General features: G+C 69.4%; 14 protein-coding genes. 2 read left to right on the top strand and 12 right to left on the bottom strand.

The annotated features are described in order from the left end of the window. Positions 1–9 precede the first annotated feature (9 nt). The 11 genes from DWF00_RS26425 to DWF00_RS26375 all read right to left on the bottom strand — a co-directional run bounded on the left by DWF00_RS26425 (position 10) and on the right by DWF00_RS26375 (position 8707). On the bottom strand, positions 10–960 hold the full coding sequence (locus DWF00_RS26425; RefSeq protein WP_342769139.1) for an AEC family transporter: 951 nt from the start codon (positions 958–960) through the stop codon (positions 10–12). Further along, positions 960–1847 carry a triphosphoribosyl-dephospho-CoA synthase MdcB gene (gene mdcB, locus DWF00_RS26420; RefSeq protein WP_114828219.1) on the bottom strand — a complete coding sequence of 296 codons (888 nt, stop codon included), beginning with the start codon at positions 1845–1847 and terminating at the stop codon, positions 960–962. Before mdcB ends, DWF00_RS26425 begins: the two co-directional genes overlap by 1 nt. Further along, a complete protein-coding gene (gene mdcG, locus DWF00_RS26415) occupies positions 1844–2524 on the bottom strand; it encodes a malonate decarboxylase holo-[acyl-carrier-protein] synthase (protein WP_114828220.1) in 681 nt (226 codons plus the stop codon). Before mdcG ends, mdcB begins: the two co-directional genes overlap by 4 nt. Then, positions 2499–3221: a biotin-independent malonate decarboxylase subunit gamma gene (gene mdcE / locus DWF00_RS26410; protein ID WP_114828221.1), complete on the bottom strand. Its 723-nt coding sequence runs from the start codon at positions 3219–3221 to the stop codon at positions 2499–2501. Before mdcE ends, mdcG begins: the two co-directional genes overlap by 26 nt. Further along, positions 3208–4140, bottom strand: a complete 933-nt coding sequence (locus DWF00_RS26405) for a biotin-independent malonate decarboxylase subunit beta (protein ID WP_114828222.1) — start codon at positions 4138–4140, stop codon at positions 3208–3210. The genes mdcE and DWF00_RS26405 overlap by 14 nt, the downstream gene beginning before the upstream one ends. Then, a complete protein-coding gene (gene mdcC, locus DWF00_RS26400) occupies positions 4137–4454 on the bottom strand; it encodes a malonate decarboxylase acyl carrier protein (protein ID WP_114828223.1) in 318 nt (105 codons plus the stop codon). Before mdcC ends, DWF00_RS26405 begins: the two co-directional genes overlap by 4 nt. 11 nt (positions 4455–4465) lie before the next feature. After that, complete coding sequence (gene mdcA / locus DWF00_RS26395) at positions 4466–6148, bottom strand: malonate decarboxylase subunit alpha (protein ID WP_114828224.1); 1683 nt, start codon at positions 6146–6148, stop codon at positions 4466–4468. Between the two features lie 334 nt (positions 6149–6482). Further along, positions 6483–6860 carry a VOC family protein gene (locus tag DWF00_RS26390; protein WP_114828225.1) on the bottom strand — a complete coding sequence of 126 codons (378 nt, stop codon included), beginning with the start codon at positions 6858–6860 and terminating at the stop codon, positions 6483–6485. 21 nt (positions 6861–6881) lie between these two features. Beyond that, positions 6882–7673: an SDR family NAD(P)-dependent oxidoreductase gene (locus DWF00_RS26385; RefSeq protein ID WP_114828226.1), complete on the bottom strand. Its 792-nt coding sequence runs from the start codon at positions 7671–7673 to the stop codon at positions 6882–6884. A gap of 69 nt (positions 7674–7742) precedes the next feature. After that, positions 7743–7958 (bottom strand): hypothetical protein, encoded by a 216-nt coding sequence (locus DWF00_RS26380; protein ID WP_114828227.1) that lies wholly within the window; start codon positions 7956–7958, stop codon positions 7743–7745. Positions 7959–8002: 44 nt separating this feature from the next. Further along, entirely contained in the window at positions 8003–8707 is a 705-nt protein-coding gene (locus DWF00_RS26375) for a helix-turn-helix domain-containing protein (RefSeq protein WP_114828228.1), read from the bottom strand. A 465-nt stretch (positions 8708–9172) separates the two neighbouring features. Between DWF00_RS26375 and DWF00_RS26370 the strand changes: the two genes are divergently transcribed. Both DWF00_RS26370 and DWF00_RS26365 read left to right on the top strand, forming a co-directional pair. Beyond that, complete coding sequence (locus DWF00_RS26370; RefSeq protein WP_210207860.1) at positions 9173–10339, top strand: efflux RND transporter periplasmic adaptor subunit; 1167 nt, start codon at positions 9173–9175, stop codon at positions 10337–10339. A gap of 5 nt (positions 10340–10344) precedes the next feature. Next, positions 10345–13458 carry a multidrug efflux RND transporter permease subunit gene (locus DWF00_RS26365; protein WP_114828229.1) on the top strand — a complete coding sequence of 1038 codons (3114 nt, stop codon included), beginning with the start codon at positions 10345–10347 and terminating at the stop codon, positions 13456–13458. Positions 13459–13510: 52 nt separating this feature from the next. Here DWF00_RS26365 and DWF00_RS26360 read toward each other — a convergent pair whose 3' ends face one another. Further along, complete coding sequence (locus tag DWF00_RS26360) at positions 13511–16549, bottom strand: cyclic nucleotide-binding domain-containing protein (protein ID WP_114828230.1); 3039 nt, start codon at positions 16547–16549, stop codon at positions 13511–13513. Positions 16550–16732 lie beyond the last annotated feature (183 nt).

Genomic DNA, 16732 nt, shown 5'->3' with positions numbered 1-16732 from the left:
GCCTCAGACTCACTGGGGAAAGAGCACGGCGATGGCGACCGCCATCGTCACGATGCTGAATATCGTGCTGGCGATGACCATGGACCCTGCCGTGGCGGAGTCGAGGCGGTAGTTCACGGCGAAGAGGATGGCGAAGAAGCCGGACGGCACGGCGGCAAGCAGGATCGCGACCTTGGCGACCTCCGGCGTAACGGGCACGACGAAGACGACCGCGGCCGTCAGCAGCGGCCGGATGATATCGGCCATCGCGGTGGCGGCGACGACCTTCCAGTCGAGCCGGAACGACTGCGCCGACAGGATCAGCCCGGTCAGGAACAGCGCCACGCCGGCGGCGGCATGGCCGATCAGCAGCAGGCAGGCTTCAGTGACGCCGTCTAGCTTCAGTTCGGAGAGCGAGAACAGGATGCCGAGCGCCGGCGCGGCGACGACGGGCTTGCTCAGTGCGCGCCGCAGCGCCCGGAGCAGGCGCCGCGCCGGCGCCAACGTCTCCGCGTCCTTCGGGCCGGAGGTGAACTCGAGCAGGATCAGTGTCAGCGGGCTGACGAGGATCGAGCCGGCGGCCAGTGCGACCGCGAGCGGGACGGTTCCGCTCGGCCCGAGCACGGCCGAGACGATCGGCAGGCCGACGCCGGCAAGGTTCGGGAAGGCGATCGTCAGGGCCTGCAGCGAGGCATCGGCCTTGGTCGCCTTCGTGGTGCCGTGCAGCGCGACATACCAGGCGAAGTACAGAACCAGCATGACCCCGCCGAAGACCGCGAAGAGTGGCGCCTGCGTGAGCATCTCGCTGCGCGGGGCCGATGCGGTCGCCACGAACAGCGAGGCAGGCAGGGCGAAGTCCATGACCAGCGCGTTGAGGCCGCCGACTTGGTGGTTGTCGACGATGCGCAGCCGCCCGGCGCCGTAGCCGAGCGCCATCACGAAGAAGACCGGCGCGAGCGCCAGGAGGATCGCGTGGGACATCAGGGAGACGTCCTTTCCTGGGCTGCGACGAAGAGGGTCATGGCGAGGAGGTCGGCCGCGCCGCCCGGACTGAGCCGGCGGGCGATGAAGGCCGCGTGGATCGCGCGGGCATGGGCCAGCCAATCGCGTTGGCCGACGCCGCCGGCATCGAGGAAGTTCTGCGCCGCGCGGCGGGCGAAGCGAAGGCCGGCGAGGCCGCCGCGATGCAGCAGGTTGGTGTCCTCCAGCGCCGCGATCAGGGCGAAGCAGGCCTCGACGCGGGCAGCTTCGGCATTGCCGGGAGCGGCGAGGGCGCCCCGCCGCAGCGCGGGCAGGCCGACCTCATAGACGCTGGGAAATCCCCGCGCGGCCTGGAGCCGCGCGCCGCCTGCGCCGAAGCGGCGGCGGGCCGCGTCGCCATGGCTGTGCAGAAGCACGGGGCCGCCGAGGATGTCGCGGCCCCAAAGCCGGGACACCACCGCGCCCAGCGGCAATGAGGGGGCGACCCGACCGCTGGCCCTGGCGCCTGCGGCTGCGCAAAGCAGGCCCAGGCCGAAGATCGCGCCGCGATGGGTGTTGATCCCCGCGGTCGCGGCCAGCATGGCCGCCTCTGCTTCGAGGCCGATGACCCGCAGGCGCCCCATCGCGCAGCCGTCGGCGCCGGCCTCGACCAGGGCGTGGAGATAAGGCGCGATGGCGGCGGCGCTGGCGCGGAAGGTGCCCGCGTCCATGTCGTCATGGCTGCCGCTATCGACATGGCTGACGAGGCCGGGCTTCGGCCAGGTCCCGACCTCCAGCAGCAGGCAATCGACGGCGCTTGCCGCGATCGCCCCGAGATCGAGGCTGCGTGGCGCGCGCGCCTGCGATGGGTGCGCTTGCCGTGCGTCCAGGGCGCGGGCGGCGGTCATGACGGCTGCCCTCCAAGAGCGAAGAGGCTGGTGTCGAGCAGGGTGACGCCGCGGATGGTCTTGACCAGGACCTTGCGCGCATCGGCGTGGAGCTCGCGCCAGTTCACGGCGGCGCCGTCGTCGCGGATCAACTCGCCGTCGAGCCGCATCGGGGCGGTGACCTCGATCGCGGCCAATTCCAGAACGAGGCGGCGAAGATCGGTATGGCGGTGGACATGCAGCAGCATGTCGAGGTCGGAGCGCTCGGTCAGGTAGTCCAGCCCGGTCAGCGTTTGCCAGGCCAGGCTGCCGAACACCCGCGCGTCCAGGCCATGCCGGGAAGCTATCTTGGCGAGGCCGTCGAGCACCGGCCACCAGGCGCGCGGCGCCGTGGGGGCGGCGGAGCCCAGTGTCGGCGGGGGCGCGGTCAGGGCGATGTCGGCGGGCTGCATCAGCACCGAAAGGCGCCTCTTGCCGGCGGAGGGCGGCAGGGGCAGGCCCAGCGCCACGCCTTGTGCCTCGCCCGGCAGCGGGCGCCGGCCGATCAGCGGCCAGCCGCTCTCGACCCAGCCCGCGACCAGCGGCTCGGCTGCCAGATCGGCGCGCGTCGCGAGCAGCGCGCGCCATGAAGCCGGGCTGACGAAGATCAGGTCGTGGCGGCGCAGCGGCCGCTCACCGGGTCTGGAGGGCGAGGCCATGGACGCGCTCCGCGATATCGGCGGCCTTCAACCGGCCACCGCGCTCCTTGCCGAGGGCATCGCGCCGATCGCGCGCATCCGGCAGATCATCGAGAAGGGCTTCCAACTGGTCGGCCAGTGGGGTTGCCTCGTCCCAGGTGAGGTGAACCGCGCCGGTCTGGGCGAGATTCTGGAGGCCGGGCGCAAAGACCGGCGTGGACTTGGCCTTCTCCTCGAGGATGTCGATCGACAGCTTGGTGACCTTGGACATGGAGGGCAGGTCCATGACCACGGGGTCGGCACCGGGCAGCCCGACCAGCACGCGGGTCGCCAGCGCCGTCGCCAGGAAGCCGCCGGCGGCCGAGTGGCCGTAGAGGATGCCGATGGCCGGGCGGCCATGGATATCAGCGTAGATCAGGCACTTGGCGAGATGGGCCAGGAACTCGTTCAGTCCCAGCAACTCGTCGCGCTTGCTCATGCGCTGGCTGTCGCTGTCGACGATCACCAGGATCGGGCCGCTGCCGCTCGCGATCGAGTCCAGCACGTAGCGGGACAGGCGAATGGCCTCGTCGATGCCGACGGCGGTGCGATCGGCGATGCCGACGACCAGCGCCCGGCCGCCGGAGCGCAGGGCGCCGGAGCCGGAGAGCACGCCGTCGTCGTTGCGCACGTCATGGCCGCCGGGGAAGAGCGAGGTGAGGATGTCAGCGAGCGTCACGGCTTGTCCTCCGGACTTGATCGGCGAGGGCGATGAACTGGTCGGCCGGCAGCGCCGGGACCGAGGCGGCGTCGGCAATGCCCTCGGCCGTCCAGATGTCGATGGCGTCCGGGCAGGCACCGAAGCGCTGCAGCCGGTCTTCGAGACGGGCCTGCTCGGCCTTCAACGTGTCGAGGCCGAAATCTGCGACGGAGCCGAGCAGGTCGAGTGCGGCGTCGCGGAAGCCCTGCACGGTGTCGTCGCTGAAGAGCTCGGCGCCACCGAGGAGGCGCCGGTGCTTGCCGCCCATGGTGCGCCAAACCAGCGCGCGGTCGCGGGAATCGAATTCCTCGACGCCGCGATTGGTCTCGATGACCTCGGGGCCGGAGACGGCGATGCGGCCCTGCTCGGACACGGCCAGCGCCGAGCAGCACCCGGCGATCAGGCCGCCGCCGCCATAGCAGCCGGAGCGGCCGCCGATCAGCCCGACCACCTTCACGCCGGCCGTCCGCGCCTCGATGACGGCGCGCATGATCTCGGCGATGGCGAGCTCGCCGGCATTGGCCTCCTGCAGGCGCACGCCGCCGGTATCGAGCAGGAGCAGCACCGAGATCGACTTGAGGTCGCGGGCGGCGCGCAGCAGGCCCGTCAGCTTGGCGCCATGGACCTCGCCGAAGGCGCCGCCCATGAAGCGGCCTTCCTGGGCCGCGACGAAGACTGGCGCGCCGTCGAGAAGCCCACGCCCGACGACGATGCCGTCGTCGAACTGCTCGGGCAGGCCGAACACTTTCAGGTGCGGGCTGATTTCGCGCTGCTCCGGGCCGATGAACTCCTCGAAGCTGCCGGGGTCGAGTAGCAGCCGGACGCGGGTCCGCGCCGAGGCCTCGTACCAGCTCCCCGTCCTGTCGGGGGACGCCTTGGCGGTCTGACCGGCACTCATTGGTCGTCCTCCTGCATCAGGCGGGCGGCCTGGGCCAGGCGCAGGGACACGGTGTCCGGGCGCGCGCCGCCGTCATTGATCGAAAACCTGACACCGCCGGGCGAATGGCGCTCGACGAAATCGGCGATCACGGCATTCCAGACCTCGCCAAAACCTTCGGCGGCGGTCTTGATCTCGACCAGGCACTCGGCGTCCGGCAGGTTGCGCTCGGCGAGCACCTCCAGGTTGCCGGAGGCGACCACGCCGATGACGGCGATCTTGCGGGTGCCGCCGGCGCGTTGGCGGGCGATGTGGCGATAGCTCAGGTCTTCCATCGTCGTTCTCCTCACCAGTTCCGGAATTTCGAGGGCGGCGCGTAGAGCCCGCCCGACCAATGGACGAGGTCCTTGATGGAGCGCGCGGCGAGCATGCTCCGGTCGGCATCGAACGGATCGATGCCGAGATCCTCGGGCCGGCGGATCACGCCGCGCTCGCGCAGGCGCCCGACCATCGCCGCATCGCGGGCGCGGCCGACCGCGGTGTAGCCGGCGACGCCGCGGATCGCCTGCTCGCGCTCGCTGGCGTCGCGGCAGAGCAGCAGGTTGGCGATGCCTTCCTCGGTGACGATGTGGGTGACGTCGTCGCCGTAGATCATCACCGGCGCCAGTTCGAGCTTGAGCTTCTCGGCGAGCGCGAGGGCGTCGAGCTGCTCGACGAAGAGCGGCGCGTTCTTGTCGCCGAAGGTCTCGCCGATCTGCACGACCAGCTTGCGGCCGCGGCGCAGGGGCGCCAGCCCGTCGGGGTCGGCCTCCTTGCCGGCCTGCAGCCAGGGCTCGCTGGGGTGGCGCCGGCCGCGGGCGTCGGAGCCCATGTTCGGCGCGCCGCCGAAGCCGGCGATGCGGGAGGTCGTGACGGTCGAGGAATTGCCCTGAAGGTCGATCTGCAGGGTGGAGCCGATGAACATGTCGCAGGCATAGAGGCCGGCGACCTGGGAGAAGGCCCGGTTGGAGCGCAGCGAGCCGTCCGGCCCGGTGAAATAGACGTCCGGCCGGGCCCGGATGTACTCGTCCATGCCGACCTCGGAGCCGAAGGAGTGGATCTGCTCGACCCAGCCGGATTCGATCGCCGGGATCAAAGCGGGGTGGGGGTTCAGCGCGAAATGGCTGGCGACCTTGCCCTTCAGCCCGAGCTTCTCGCCATAGGTCGGCAGCAGCAGCTCGATCGCGGCCGTGTTGAAGCCGATGCCGTGGTTCAGCCGCTTCACGCCATAGGGCGCGTAGATGCCCTTGATCGCCAGCATCGCCGTGAGGATCTGCGACTCGGTGATCGCGGCGGGATCGCGGGTGAAGAGCGGCTCGACGAAGAAGGGCTTGTCCGCCTGGACGACGAAATGCACCCGGTCGCCGGGGATGTCGACGCGCGGCACCCGGTCGATGATCTCGTTGACTTGGGCGATGACGATGCCGTCCTTGAAGGCGGTGGCCTCGACGACGGTCGGCGTGTCCTCGGTGTTCGGCCCGGTATAGAGGTTGCCCTCGCGGTCGGCGCTGACCGCGGCGATCAGCGCGACGTTCGGGGTGAGATCGATGAAGTAGCGGGCGAAGAGCTCGAGATAGGTATGGACCGCGCCGAGCTCGATCTTGCCGCCGAACAGCATGGTGGCGATGCGCGCCGATTGCGGGCCGGAATAGGCGTAGTCGAGCCGCTTGGCGACGCCGCGCTCGAACAGGTCGAGATGCTCGGGCAGCACGACGCCGGACTGCACCATGTGCAGGCCGCTCACCTTGGCGAGGTCGACCGCGAGAAGCGCCGATGACAGCAGGTCCGCCTGCTTCTGGTTGTCGCCCTCCAGGCAGACCCGGTCGCCCGGCCGGATCACGGCTTCCAGCAGGCCGGTGGCGTCTGATGCCGCGACGATCTTGCCCTTGGCCAGGCTTACTGCGGCGGCAAGGCGGGCATCGCGCGCGTCCCGGCCCTGGCGCCAACTCGTTCTCGTGGAGGTAGCCGCACCGGCTATAGCGGTCTGCATCGCGATGACCTTCCTGGTGATTACCGCAGCTCTTCTATGGGCCAGGCCTCCCGGCGTATTTCCCAAAGCAAACCGGTTTTTCCGCTTTGCACGGTCTCGTACGAAGATCTGTAGGGTGAGGGCGTGGCGGCGCGAGTACGCCTTGCCGCTGCCGTTGTGCTCGGCGCGGATATGCCGCGCTCCCCGTCATTGCTAGGAGCGGAGCGACGAAGCAATCCAGGGGGACGTAGAGCGAGACCCCCTGGATTGCTTCGCTACGCTCGCAATGACGGGGAGAGCTGGCCGAGAACGGCTCTATTCCAATTTCAGCCGCGAATAGCCTCAGCGATAGAGGTCAAGACTGCGCCGGAAGCCCCGAACGGAACACCAGTTCCAGCAGGATGCCGCCCGGGGTGCGCACGAAGAGGCGGCGCTCGCCGAGCTCCGGCAATTCCATGGTCGCGTAGCCGATCGCGAGCCGGTCGAGCTTGGCCCGGAAGCCGTCATAGTCCTCCAGGCGGAAGCCGACATGGTCTATCGCCTCGGCGGCGCTGCCGAGCGGCTGGCCTCCGCCCGGGATGAGATGCACGATCGGTTCGCCATCCCGGTAGAGCCAGTAGCCGGGAAAGGGAAAGGCGGGCCGCTCGCCGACCTCGAGGTCGAGCAGCGCCTCCATGAACTGGCGGGTGCCTTCGAGGTCGGCCGTCCGCAAGGTGACGTGATCGAGCTTCATGATATTTAGCCGGTTATCAAGCTAGGCTATCGTCGGCGCCACGCCGCCATCGACCCGGAGCGCCGCGCCGTTGGTGGCGGAGGAGAGGGGGCTTGCGACGAAGGCGACGAGGTCGGCCACCTCCTCCGGCTCGATCAGCCGCTGCAGCAGCGAGGTCGCGCGGTACTTGGCGAAGAACTCCGCCTCGGCTTCTTCGGCGGAGGCATCGGGCTTCGAGGCCAGGCCCTTGAGGAAGCCGACGATGCCTTCCGAGCGCGTCGGCCCGGGCAGCACGGCGTTCACCGTCACAGCCGTGCCCTTGGTCTGCTCGGCCAGGCCGCGGGAGATGGCGAGCTGCGCCGTCTTCGTCATGCCGTAATGGATCATGTCGCCCGGCGTCATCAGGCCGGATTCGCTGGAGATGAAGATGATCCGGCCCCAGTTGCGCTCCAGCATCGCCGGCAGGTAGCGGCGGGCGAGGCGAATGCCGCTGAGCACGTTGACGTCGAAGTAGCGGCGCCACTCGTCGTCGTCGATATCAGCGAAATCCTTGATCTCGTAGATGCCGAGATTGTTGATCAGGATATCGACGCTCGGGAGGGCGGCGCCGATCGCGTCCGCGCCCGCTTCATCCGCCGGATTGGCGGCGATGCCTGTGACCTCGCCGGTCGCCGTCTCGCGGATGCTGGCGACGGCCGCATCGAGCTTCTGCCGGTCCCGGCCAGCGATGAAGGCATGGGCCCCCTCGCGCGCCAGCGTCCTGGCGATCTCGAGCCCGATGCCGGCCGTGGCGCCGGTCACCAGCGCCGTCTTGCCCTTCAGTCGCAGATCCATGGCTTCGCCTCGCTGCCTGTTTTCGGATGCTCAAGATAAGGGCTCATCCGGGCCGCGGGAATGGTGGTGTCAGCGACGCCCCCCTGCGCTGGCCGGCAGGGTGCTGCGTGGCGAAAACTCCGGATCGGGGCCACCGCGCAGGACCGAGGGCGGGTCGCTCGCCGGAAAGCTGTCCTCGAGCCCCTCGTTCAGCAGGGCGTCGAGCTGCTCGCGGACGGCCTTGGCGAGGTCGCCTGGGTTGACGAGGGGGTTTTTCGGCCGGTGTTCGCTCTTTCGATCGATCATGGCGTCCTCCTGTTGGGTAGGTTGGCGGCGGAGCCCGGTGGCATTCAGTGCTGCTCGCGGCGCCAGCGATGGGGCGTCTCGCCGACGATCTTCCTGAAGATGGTGGTGAAATGGGCCTGCGTCTGGAAGCCGACCGAGAGCGCGATCTCCACCAGGCTGTCGGAGGTGGCGACGAGCATCTCCTGCGCGCGCTCGATGCGCTTGCGCAGCACGTAGTCGTGCGGGCGAAAGCCGGTCGAGGCGCGGAACTGGCTGGCGAAGTACATCCGGCTCATGCCGGCGACGGCGGCGAGGTCGGCGAGCGTGATCTGCCCGGCGATGTTGGCATCGACATAGCTGAGGACGCGCGTCAGCCGCCATTTCGGCAGGGCCGAGGCGGTGCGGCGGGCCTCGGTGGCCGGGGCGGGCGGCATCTGCAGGCCGAGCAGGCTCGCGACGATGGCGAGGCGCATCGCGCTGTCCTCGCTGCCGTCCAGCGTCCGGGGGCCGATGCCGGCTGCGCCCAGCGCCTTCGACAGCCGCTCCAGCATCGGCGCGTTCTCGGGCGAGAGCGCGCCATCGGTCTGGAAGTAGCGCGGCGCTTCCGCCATGGCCGCGCCGGCCAGCCGGAGCACCACGTCGACGACCCGCGCCTCGCCGGCAGCGCCAGCGCGATCCGCGGCGGCGATGGAGCGGAGGGCCGGGACGAAGGCGCCGCCGTGATGGAAGCCAGCGTTCGAGCCAGGCGATGGGAAAGGCTGAGGCGTCATGTTTCAAATCCCTCGTTGCGGGAGGCGATCGGCAAACACGGCATTCGCAGGCTCGTCGGTTCGGGGCGCACGAGACGGGTCGTTCGAAAAGCCGCCGGATAGTGCGGTTCCTCGTCGTCCGCGGCGCGCCTCAAGGTCGAACCTTGGCAGCGAGTGCCGGCAGTAACGAGGACAAGGTGAATTGGGGCGGCCGTATTCGCTATTATACGGGTATTTGGCCGCCTACTGCTTGGGGTTGGTCGACCCATACCTTGGTATGAGCGGCGCCTGCAGCCGTGCGGATTCGAAAAGGAGGCTGCGCCCCGGAAAGACCGCAACAGCGAGGTAACGCATTGTTCAGGCGCAGAGACCGGCAACGGTCGGCGGGAGATACCAGCGGCTGCCCCTCTCGCTGGTATCAGCCCATCGGATGCCGGTCTCTGCGCCTTTCGGCCGTCCGCAGGCGTGGACATACAGGAGACCGCCATGACCGCGACCCTGCAAGGACATCGGTTTCGGCGCGTCAGAGCCGGGCTCGGCGGCATGCTCGCGGTTCTCGCGCTCGGCGCGTCCGGCCTGCCTTGGTTCACGCACGAGGCGCAGGCGCAGGCCGGCCCGAACGTCCCGGCGACGCCGGTCCAGGTCGCCGCCGCGCAGCGGGAGGACGTCCCGGTCTACCTGACCGGGCTCGGCACGGTCCAGGCCTTCAACACCGTGACGGTGCGCGCCCAGGTCGACGGGCAGTTGCAGAAGGTCCTGTTCACCGAAGGGCAAATGGTGAAGCAGGGCGACGTGCTCGCCGAGATCGATCCGCGCAGCTACCAGGCGGCGTTCGACCAGGCCACCGCCAAGATCCAGCAGGACCAGGCCAATCTCAACAACGCCGAGGCGATGCTGGCGCGCGACCAGAAGCTCGCCAGCCAGGACTTCGCCAGCCAGCAGACGCTCGACACCCAGCGCAGCACCGTCGAGCAGCTCAAGGCTCAGGTCGCGCAGGACCAGGCGGCGCGGGACGCCGCGGCGGTGCAGCTCTCCTACACCAAGCTCGTCGCGCCGCTCTCCGGCCGCACCGGCGTGCGCCTGGTGGACGCGGGCAACATCGTCCACGCCGCCGACAGCACCGGCCTCGTGGTGATCACGCAGACGCAGCCGATCTCGGTCGTCTCCCCCCTGCCGGAAGCCCAGCTGCCATTGGTGCACGCCGCGCTCAACGCCGGCGCGGTCCCGGTCACGGCGTTCACGGGGGACGGCGCAACCGAACTGGGCAGCGGCACGCTTTCGCTGATCAGCAACCAGATCGACCAGGCCAGCGGCACGATCCAGCTGAAATCGACCTTCCCCAACAGCACCGAGTCGCTCTGGCCCGGGCAGTTCGTGTCGCTGCGCCTGCAGCAGCAGATTGTCAGGAACGCCGTCACCATTCCCTCCGCGGCGGTGCAGCGCGGCCAGGCCGGCTTCTTCGTCTACGTCGTCGGCTCCGACGACGTGATCCAGGCGCATCCGGTCGAGCTCGGCCAGATCGCCGCCGGCCGCAGCATCGTCAGGCAGGGCGTGGCGGAGGGCGAGCGGGTCGTCACCAGCGGCGCCTACCGGCTCGAGCCCGGCATCAAGGTCTCGATCGACGACGCCCCGCAAGCCGCCCCCAAGAGGTAGGTGACATGTCGATCTCCTCCTGGTTCATCCGCCGGCCGATCGCGACCTCGCTCCTGACCGTGGGCGTGCTGGCGCTGGGCGCCGTCGCCTTCCCGTTGCTGCCGGTCGCGCCGCTGCCGCAGGTCGACTTCCCGACCATCCAGGTCTCCACCCAGCTGCCCGGCGCGAGCCCGCAGACCATGGCCTCGTCGGTGACGCAGCCGCTGGAGCGGCAGTTCGGCGAGATCCCCGGCGTCACGCAAATGACCTCGACCAGCACGCTCGGCACCAGCGCGATCACGCTGCAGTTCGACCTCGACCGCAGCATCGACGGCGCCGCCCAGGACGTGCAGACCGCCATCAACGCCGCCGCCGGCCAGCTCCCGACGAACCTGCCGGCGCCGCCGACCTATCGCAAGGTCAACCCGGCCGACCCGCCGGTGATGGTGCTGGCGCTGACATCCGAGACGCTGCCGCTGACGCAGGTCGACGATTTCGCCGAGAACGTCCTCGTCCAGCGCATCAGCCAGGTTTCCGGCGTCGGCCAGGTCAACATCTTCGGCCAGCAGAAGCCGGCCGTGCGGGTGCAGGTCGACCCCGACAAGCTCGCGGCGCTCGGCCTGTCGCTCGAGGATGTCCGCACCGCCATCACCGGCGCCAGCACCGACGCGCCCAAGGGCAGCATCCAGGGCGCCGCCCGCACCTACACGATCTTCGACAACGACCAGCTGCTCTCGGCCGCGGGCTGGGAGACCACGGTGATCGCCTATCGCGACGGCGGCCCGGTGCGCCTGCGCGACGTCGCCGAGGCGATCGACGGGGCCGAGAACGACCAGCTCGCCGCCTGGGCGAACGGCAAGCCGGCGGTCCTCCTGCCTGTCACGAAGCTGCCGGGCGCGAACGTCATCGAGACCGTCGACCAGATCAAGGCGATGCTGCCGCAACTCCAGGCGCTGGCGCCGCGCGCTCTGCACATCTCCATCCTGAGCGACCGGACGACGACGATCCGCGCCTCGGTCCGCGATGTCGAGTTCACCCTGGCCCTGACGATCGGCCTCGTCGTCATGGTGATCTTCGTCTTCCTGCGCGACCTCTGGTCCACCCTGATCCCGAGCGTCACCGTGCCGCTCTCGCTCGTCGGCGCCTTCGCGGCGATGTACGCGCTCGGCTTCAGCCTCGACAACCTGTCGCTGATGGCGCTCAGCATCTCCGTCGGCTTCGTCGTCGACGATGCGATCGTGATGCTGGAGAACATCCACCGCCATCGCGAGATGGGGAAGACGGCCGAGGTGGCGGCCGAGGACGGCGCCGCCGAGATCAGCTTCACCATCGTCTCGATCAGCCTGTCGCTGATCGCCGTCTTCATCCCGCTGCTGCTGATGAGCGGCATCGTCGGCCGGCTGTTCCGGGAATTCGCCATCACCGTGACGGTGACGATCGCCATCTCGGCCCTGATGTCGCTGACGCTGACGCCGATGATGTGCGCGCGCTTCCTGCGCTCGGAGCACGACCAGCGCCATGGCCGCCTCTACATGGCGAGCGAGCGGATGTTCGAGGCGCTGCTCGCCGGATACCGCAGGACGCTCGACATCGCGCTACGCCACCACCGCATCACCTTCGCCTGCTTCCTCGCCTCGCTCATCGCCACCGGGATCGTCTTCGTCGCCATTCCCAAGGGCTTCTTCCCGACGCAGGACACCGGGCTGCTGATCGGCTCCTCCGAGGCCGCGCAGGACATCTCCTTCGGCCTGATGGTCGAGCGCCAGCTCGCGCTCGGCAAGGTGGTGTCGGATGATCCGGACGTGGCGAGCGTCGGCATGGCCGTTGGGGCCGGTTCGGGCCAGACGCTCAACACCGGCCGCCTGTTCATCACGCTCAAGCCGCTGGAACAGCGCAGCGCCTCGGCGAGCCGGATCATCGACCGGCTGCGCCCGAAGCTGGCGAAGGTCGAGGGCGCCGCCCTGTTCCTGCAGCCGGCGCAGGACATCAACGTCGGCGGCCGCCTCGGCCGGACGCAGTTCCAGTACACGCTTCAGGACGCCGACCTGGCCGAGCTCAACACCTGGGCGCCGAAGCTGCTCGCGAAGCTGAAGACCGTGCCCGTGCTCACCGACGTGGCGACGGACCAGGAGAACCAGGGCGCGACCATCACGCTGACGATCGACCGCGATCAGGCCTCGCGCTTCGGCATCTCGCCTGCGACCATCGACAACACGCTCTACGACGCCTTCGGCCAGCGGCAGGTGGCGCAGTACTTCACCGACCTCAACAGCTATCACGTGGTGCTGGAGCTGAAGCCGGGCGCGCAGGCCAGCCCCGGTGCGCTCAGCCATCTCTACATCACCTCGCCGCTGACCGGGGCGCAGGTGCCGCTGAACGTGCTCGTCAAGGAGACGACCGAGCCGACGACCGTGCTCGCCGTCAACCATCAGGGCCAGTTTCCCTCGGTCACCCTGTCCTTCAACCTCGCGCCCGGCGCCGCGCTGAGCGATGCCGTCGCCGCCGTCCAGCAGGCCGAGACCGAACTCGGCCTGCCGACGACGGTGGTCGGCAGCTTCCAGGGCACGGCCCAGGTCTTCCAGAGCTCGCTCGCGAGCGAGCCCTATCTCGTCCTCGCCGCGCTGGTGGTGATCTACATCATCCTCGGCGTGCTCTACGAGAGCTACGTCCACCCGCTCACGATCCTCTCGACCCTGCCGTCGGCTGGGCTGGGCGCGCTGCTGATGCTGTGGATCTTCGGCTTCGACTTCTCGGTCATCGGCCTGATCGGCATCATCCTGCTGATCGGCATCGTCAAGAAGAACGGCATCATGATCGTCGACTTCGCGATCGCGGCCGAGCGCGGCGAGGGCCTGAAGCCGGAGGACGCGATCCGGCAGGCCTGCCTGCTGCGCTTCCGGCCGATCATGATGACGACGATGGCGGCGCTGCTCGGCGGCGTCCCGCTGATGCTCGGCCACGGCACCGGCTCGGAGCTGCGCCAGCCGCTGGGATACGCCATCGTCGGCGGCCTGATCCTGAGCCAGGCGATGACGCTCTACACCACGCCTGTCGTCTACCTCTATCTCGACCGGCTGAACACCTGGCTGTCACAGCGCAAGGCGCGGGGGCATGTGGCGGAGAAGGCGACGTCCGCGTGAGGGCCTCTACCGGCGCATCTTCACGGCCCCGCTCGTATCGCCTGCGGCATGCTCAGCCATCGTCATCCTCCCGCCGGGCGAAAGCCGCCAGGTTGTCCTGGAGGCGCCGAACGATCAGACGGGTCACCGAGAGGGCCATCTGCGGGAATTCGGTGAAGAGCGCGACGAAGACCTCCTGGCGCAGCCGCAGCGCCACCACCGGCGTCGCGGCGACGATCGTCGCCGAGCGCGGTTCGCCGGTGACGATGCCCATTTCGCCGAACAGCGCGTAGCCGGTCATGCCGGCGATGCGGACGGAGCCGTTGGCGCTGTCGGACAGGACATCGGCCGAGCCCGAGATCAGGAGGTAGGCCGCGTCCGATTCATCGCCCTGCCGGACGATGGTCTCACCGGCGGCGAAGCCGACGCGCTCGCCGGTGAAGGCCAGCAGCTTCAGGCGCGGGGTGTCGATCTCGGCGAAGATCGGTACCGAGCGCAGCGCGCGCAGCTCCTCGCTGTCGGCGGCGCCATCCTCGTCCGGCAGAATTGCCTCCGGCCCGGCCTCGGCCTGCACTGCGATGTCCGGGGAGCTCACGGAGCGCGGGCCGTGAAACTCGATGCGCGCATCGAAGGGGCCGAGCCCGGCGACCTGCCGCCCGGCGACGAGCAGGGTCCGGCCCTGCATGAACAGGCGGACCCGCGCCAGCAGCCGCGCCGCCTCGGCCTCGCCGAAGGGGGCGAGCGCCTCGTCGAGGATCAGGATGCGCGGGCGCTTGATCAGGCAGCGCGCCAGCGCCAGCGCCACCCTGGCGCTGGGGAAGAGCGACTGGCCGCCATAGCCGGCCTGGCGTTCGAGGCCGAGGCGGTAGGCTTCGCCGTCGAGCCCCAGTTCCGCGAGGCTCTCCCGCATCGCCGCGGTCGCGCGCTGGCTCTCGGTGCCGCCGCCCCCGGTGGTGGAGCCGAAGAGGAGGTTGTCGCGCAAGGGGGCGGCGGGGCAGTAGCGCTCGGGGTCGTAGAAGGCGACGGCCTTGGCCAGGGCGGGCGGAGCCTGCCTGCGGAAGGCGTGGCGCGCGGCGAGGATGCGGTCCTCGTCGGACGGGCGCAGCAGCCCAAGACGGTGGCGCGGTTCGGCATAGAGGAAGGCGAGCGCGATCAGCCGGGTGCGGTCGGCCTCCTGCAAGGCCCCGGCGGCGTGGCGGGCCAGGATGTCGCGATACTCGCCAAAGTGCCCGGCGGCGAAGAAGGAGAACTGCTCGAACAGGACATGGTCGTCCGGCAGGTCGCGGAAGATCTCGATCATGGTCGCGGCGATGCGCCGGCCGATCCGGACCAGCCGCTCGGTCAGGCCGTGCGCGTCGAGCAGGGCGCGGAGCGCCGGTTCGCCGGCGAGGCGCTCCGGCGTCCAGCTCGCATCCGTGGTCACGCCGAAGAGGATGTTGTCGCCGATCGTCGCGTTGCGCGTGTAGCGGGCGGGATCGAAGGGCTCGACCGCCTCGCCGGCGCCGCTCGCGATCAATCTCGCCCGGATCAGGGCGCGCAGTTGGGCGATGCGGATAGCGATGCCGCTCGTGTCCTCCGACGCGAGGCGATGCTGGAGGCCGAAGCGGAACACGGTATCGGCCAGCCCGACCGTGGCGAGGACCTTGACGAGGTCGCGCTCCAGTTCTTCCGCATCGCCCTGGGCGGCGTTCCCGCTGGCACGGCCCAGGCCGTAGAGGATGTTGTCGCGCAGCGTGCCGTCGAAGACCACCGGCTCGGGGCCGAGATAGGCCAGGCTGCGGCCGCGCTGCTCCGGCGTCACCGCACCGAGCGGGATCCCGGCCAGCGTCACGGCCCCGTCGAAGGCGGTGATGCCGCCGCCGAGCACCTGCGCCAGGGCGCTGGCGGCTTCGCTGGAGCGGTCGCTCAGGGCGATGTGGGCGCCGAGCGGCAAGGTCAGCGATATCCGGTCGAGCAGGCGCTCGCCGGTGGCGCCGAGCACGGTGAGGCCCTTGACGGCGATCGTGCCGCTCGCGAACGCATCCTGCGCCGGCTCAGTGGAGGCCGGCGGTTCCGGGGGCGCGCGCGGCGCGTCGAGCGCGAAATGCCGGTTGATCTGTTGGAAGCGCGTCTCGACGTCGAGCCGGTCCTGGTCCCAGTCGATCAGCTCCTTGATCGGCGTCGGCAGGTCGCGATAGGCGGCGATCACCGCGACGAGCTGGCCGATGTCAAGCCGCCCCGACAGGGCGAAATAGCCGCCGACCGTGTAGAACAGAAAGGGCGTGACCTGCGCCAGCAGGTTGTTGAGGAACTTGACCGCGAATTTGCGGCCGTAGAGCCGGTAGCGGATGCCGAACAGGGTCTCCAGCCGCTCGGCCACCAGGCTCTTCTCGGCGGCCGAGGTGCCGTGATTGGCGACCTCGCCCAGCGCCTCCACGACTTCACCGATCTTGCCGGCGAGCGCGCGCGAGGCGAGCTGGCGCTGCTTGCCGAGGCGGAGCTGCTCGCGGCGCAGGCGCGGGATGATGACGGCCTGCACCGCGACGATCGCCAGCGCGATCAGCCCGAGCGCCAGGTTCTGCAGCAGGATGAAGGCGAGCGCGGTCAGGGCCTGGCCGCCGAGCAGCACGGGCTGGACGAAGGCATCGCCGACGAAGCCGCCGATCGGCTCGACCTCGTCCTTGATCACGGTCGCGGCCTCGGAGGGCTTGAGATGGCGCCGGGCCTCGGGCGGGAAGCTTAGCAGCATGGCGAAGAGGTCGAAGCGCAGGCGCTGGAGCAGCCTTTCGCCGAGCGCGCCCTTGCGCATGTTGACGACGTATTTGAAGCCGCCATTGATCATGACGAGCAGCAGGAACAGGCCCGACAGCACGAAGAGATAAGAGGTGCGGTCGAAATCGACGCCGGCGAAGACCTCGCGGCCGCCGCCGAGCCAGGCCGGGACGCTCAGATGGAAGAGCCGGGCGGTCTCCCGGCCGTCCGGAAAGGCCCGGCCCTGGATGGCGTCGCCGATGATGTATTTCGGCAGTTCGAGCGAGAGATAGTAGAACGGCAGGGAGAGCAGCACGATCAGGATGAGCCGAATCTGCTCGCTCCGGCTGTTGCGCCAGATATAGGAGAAGATCTCTACCATCGACGACACATGGCCGTACCGTCCGGGCCGTGGCTAGATCGCCGTGCGTCCTATCGGACGCAAAGTGGCGATCTAGCCCTTTGTTATTGCATCGGATTTTTTCGAAAACCGGATTCCACTTTTCGGTCCGATGCTCTAATCCGCCCGCACGGCGGGTATTGCCATGATGATCGTCCGTATCAG

This window comes from Allobosea caraganae, assembly GCF_003351345.1.
In the GTDB taxonomy this organism is placed as follows: Bacteria; Pseudomonadota; Alphaproteobacteria; order Rhizobiales; family Beijerinckiaceae; genus Allobosea; species Allobosea caraganae.
This window is presented reverse-complemented; position numbering and strand designations above follow the sequence as displayed.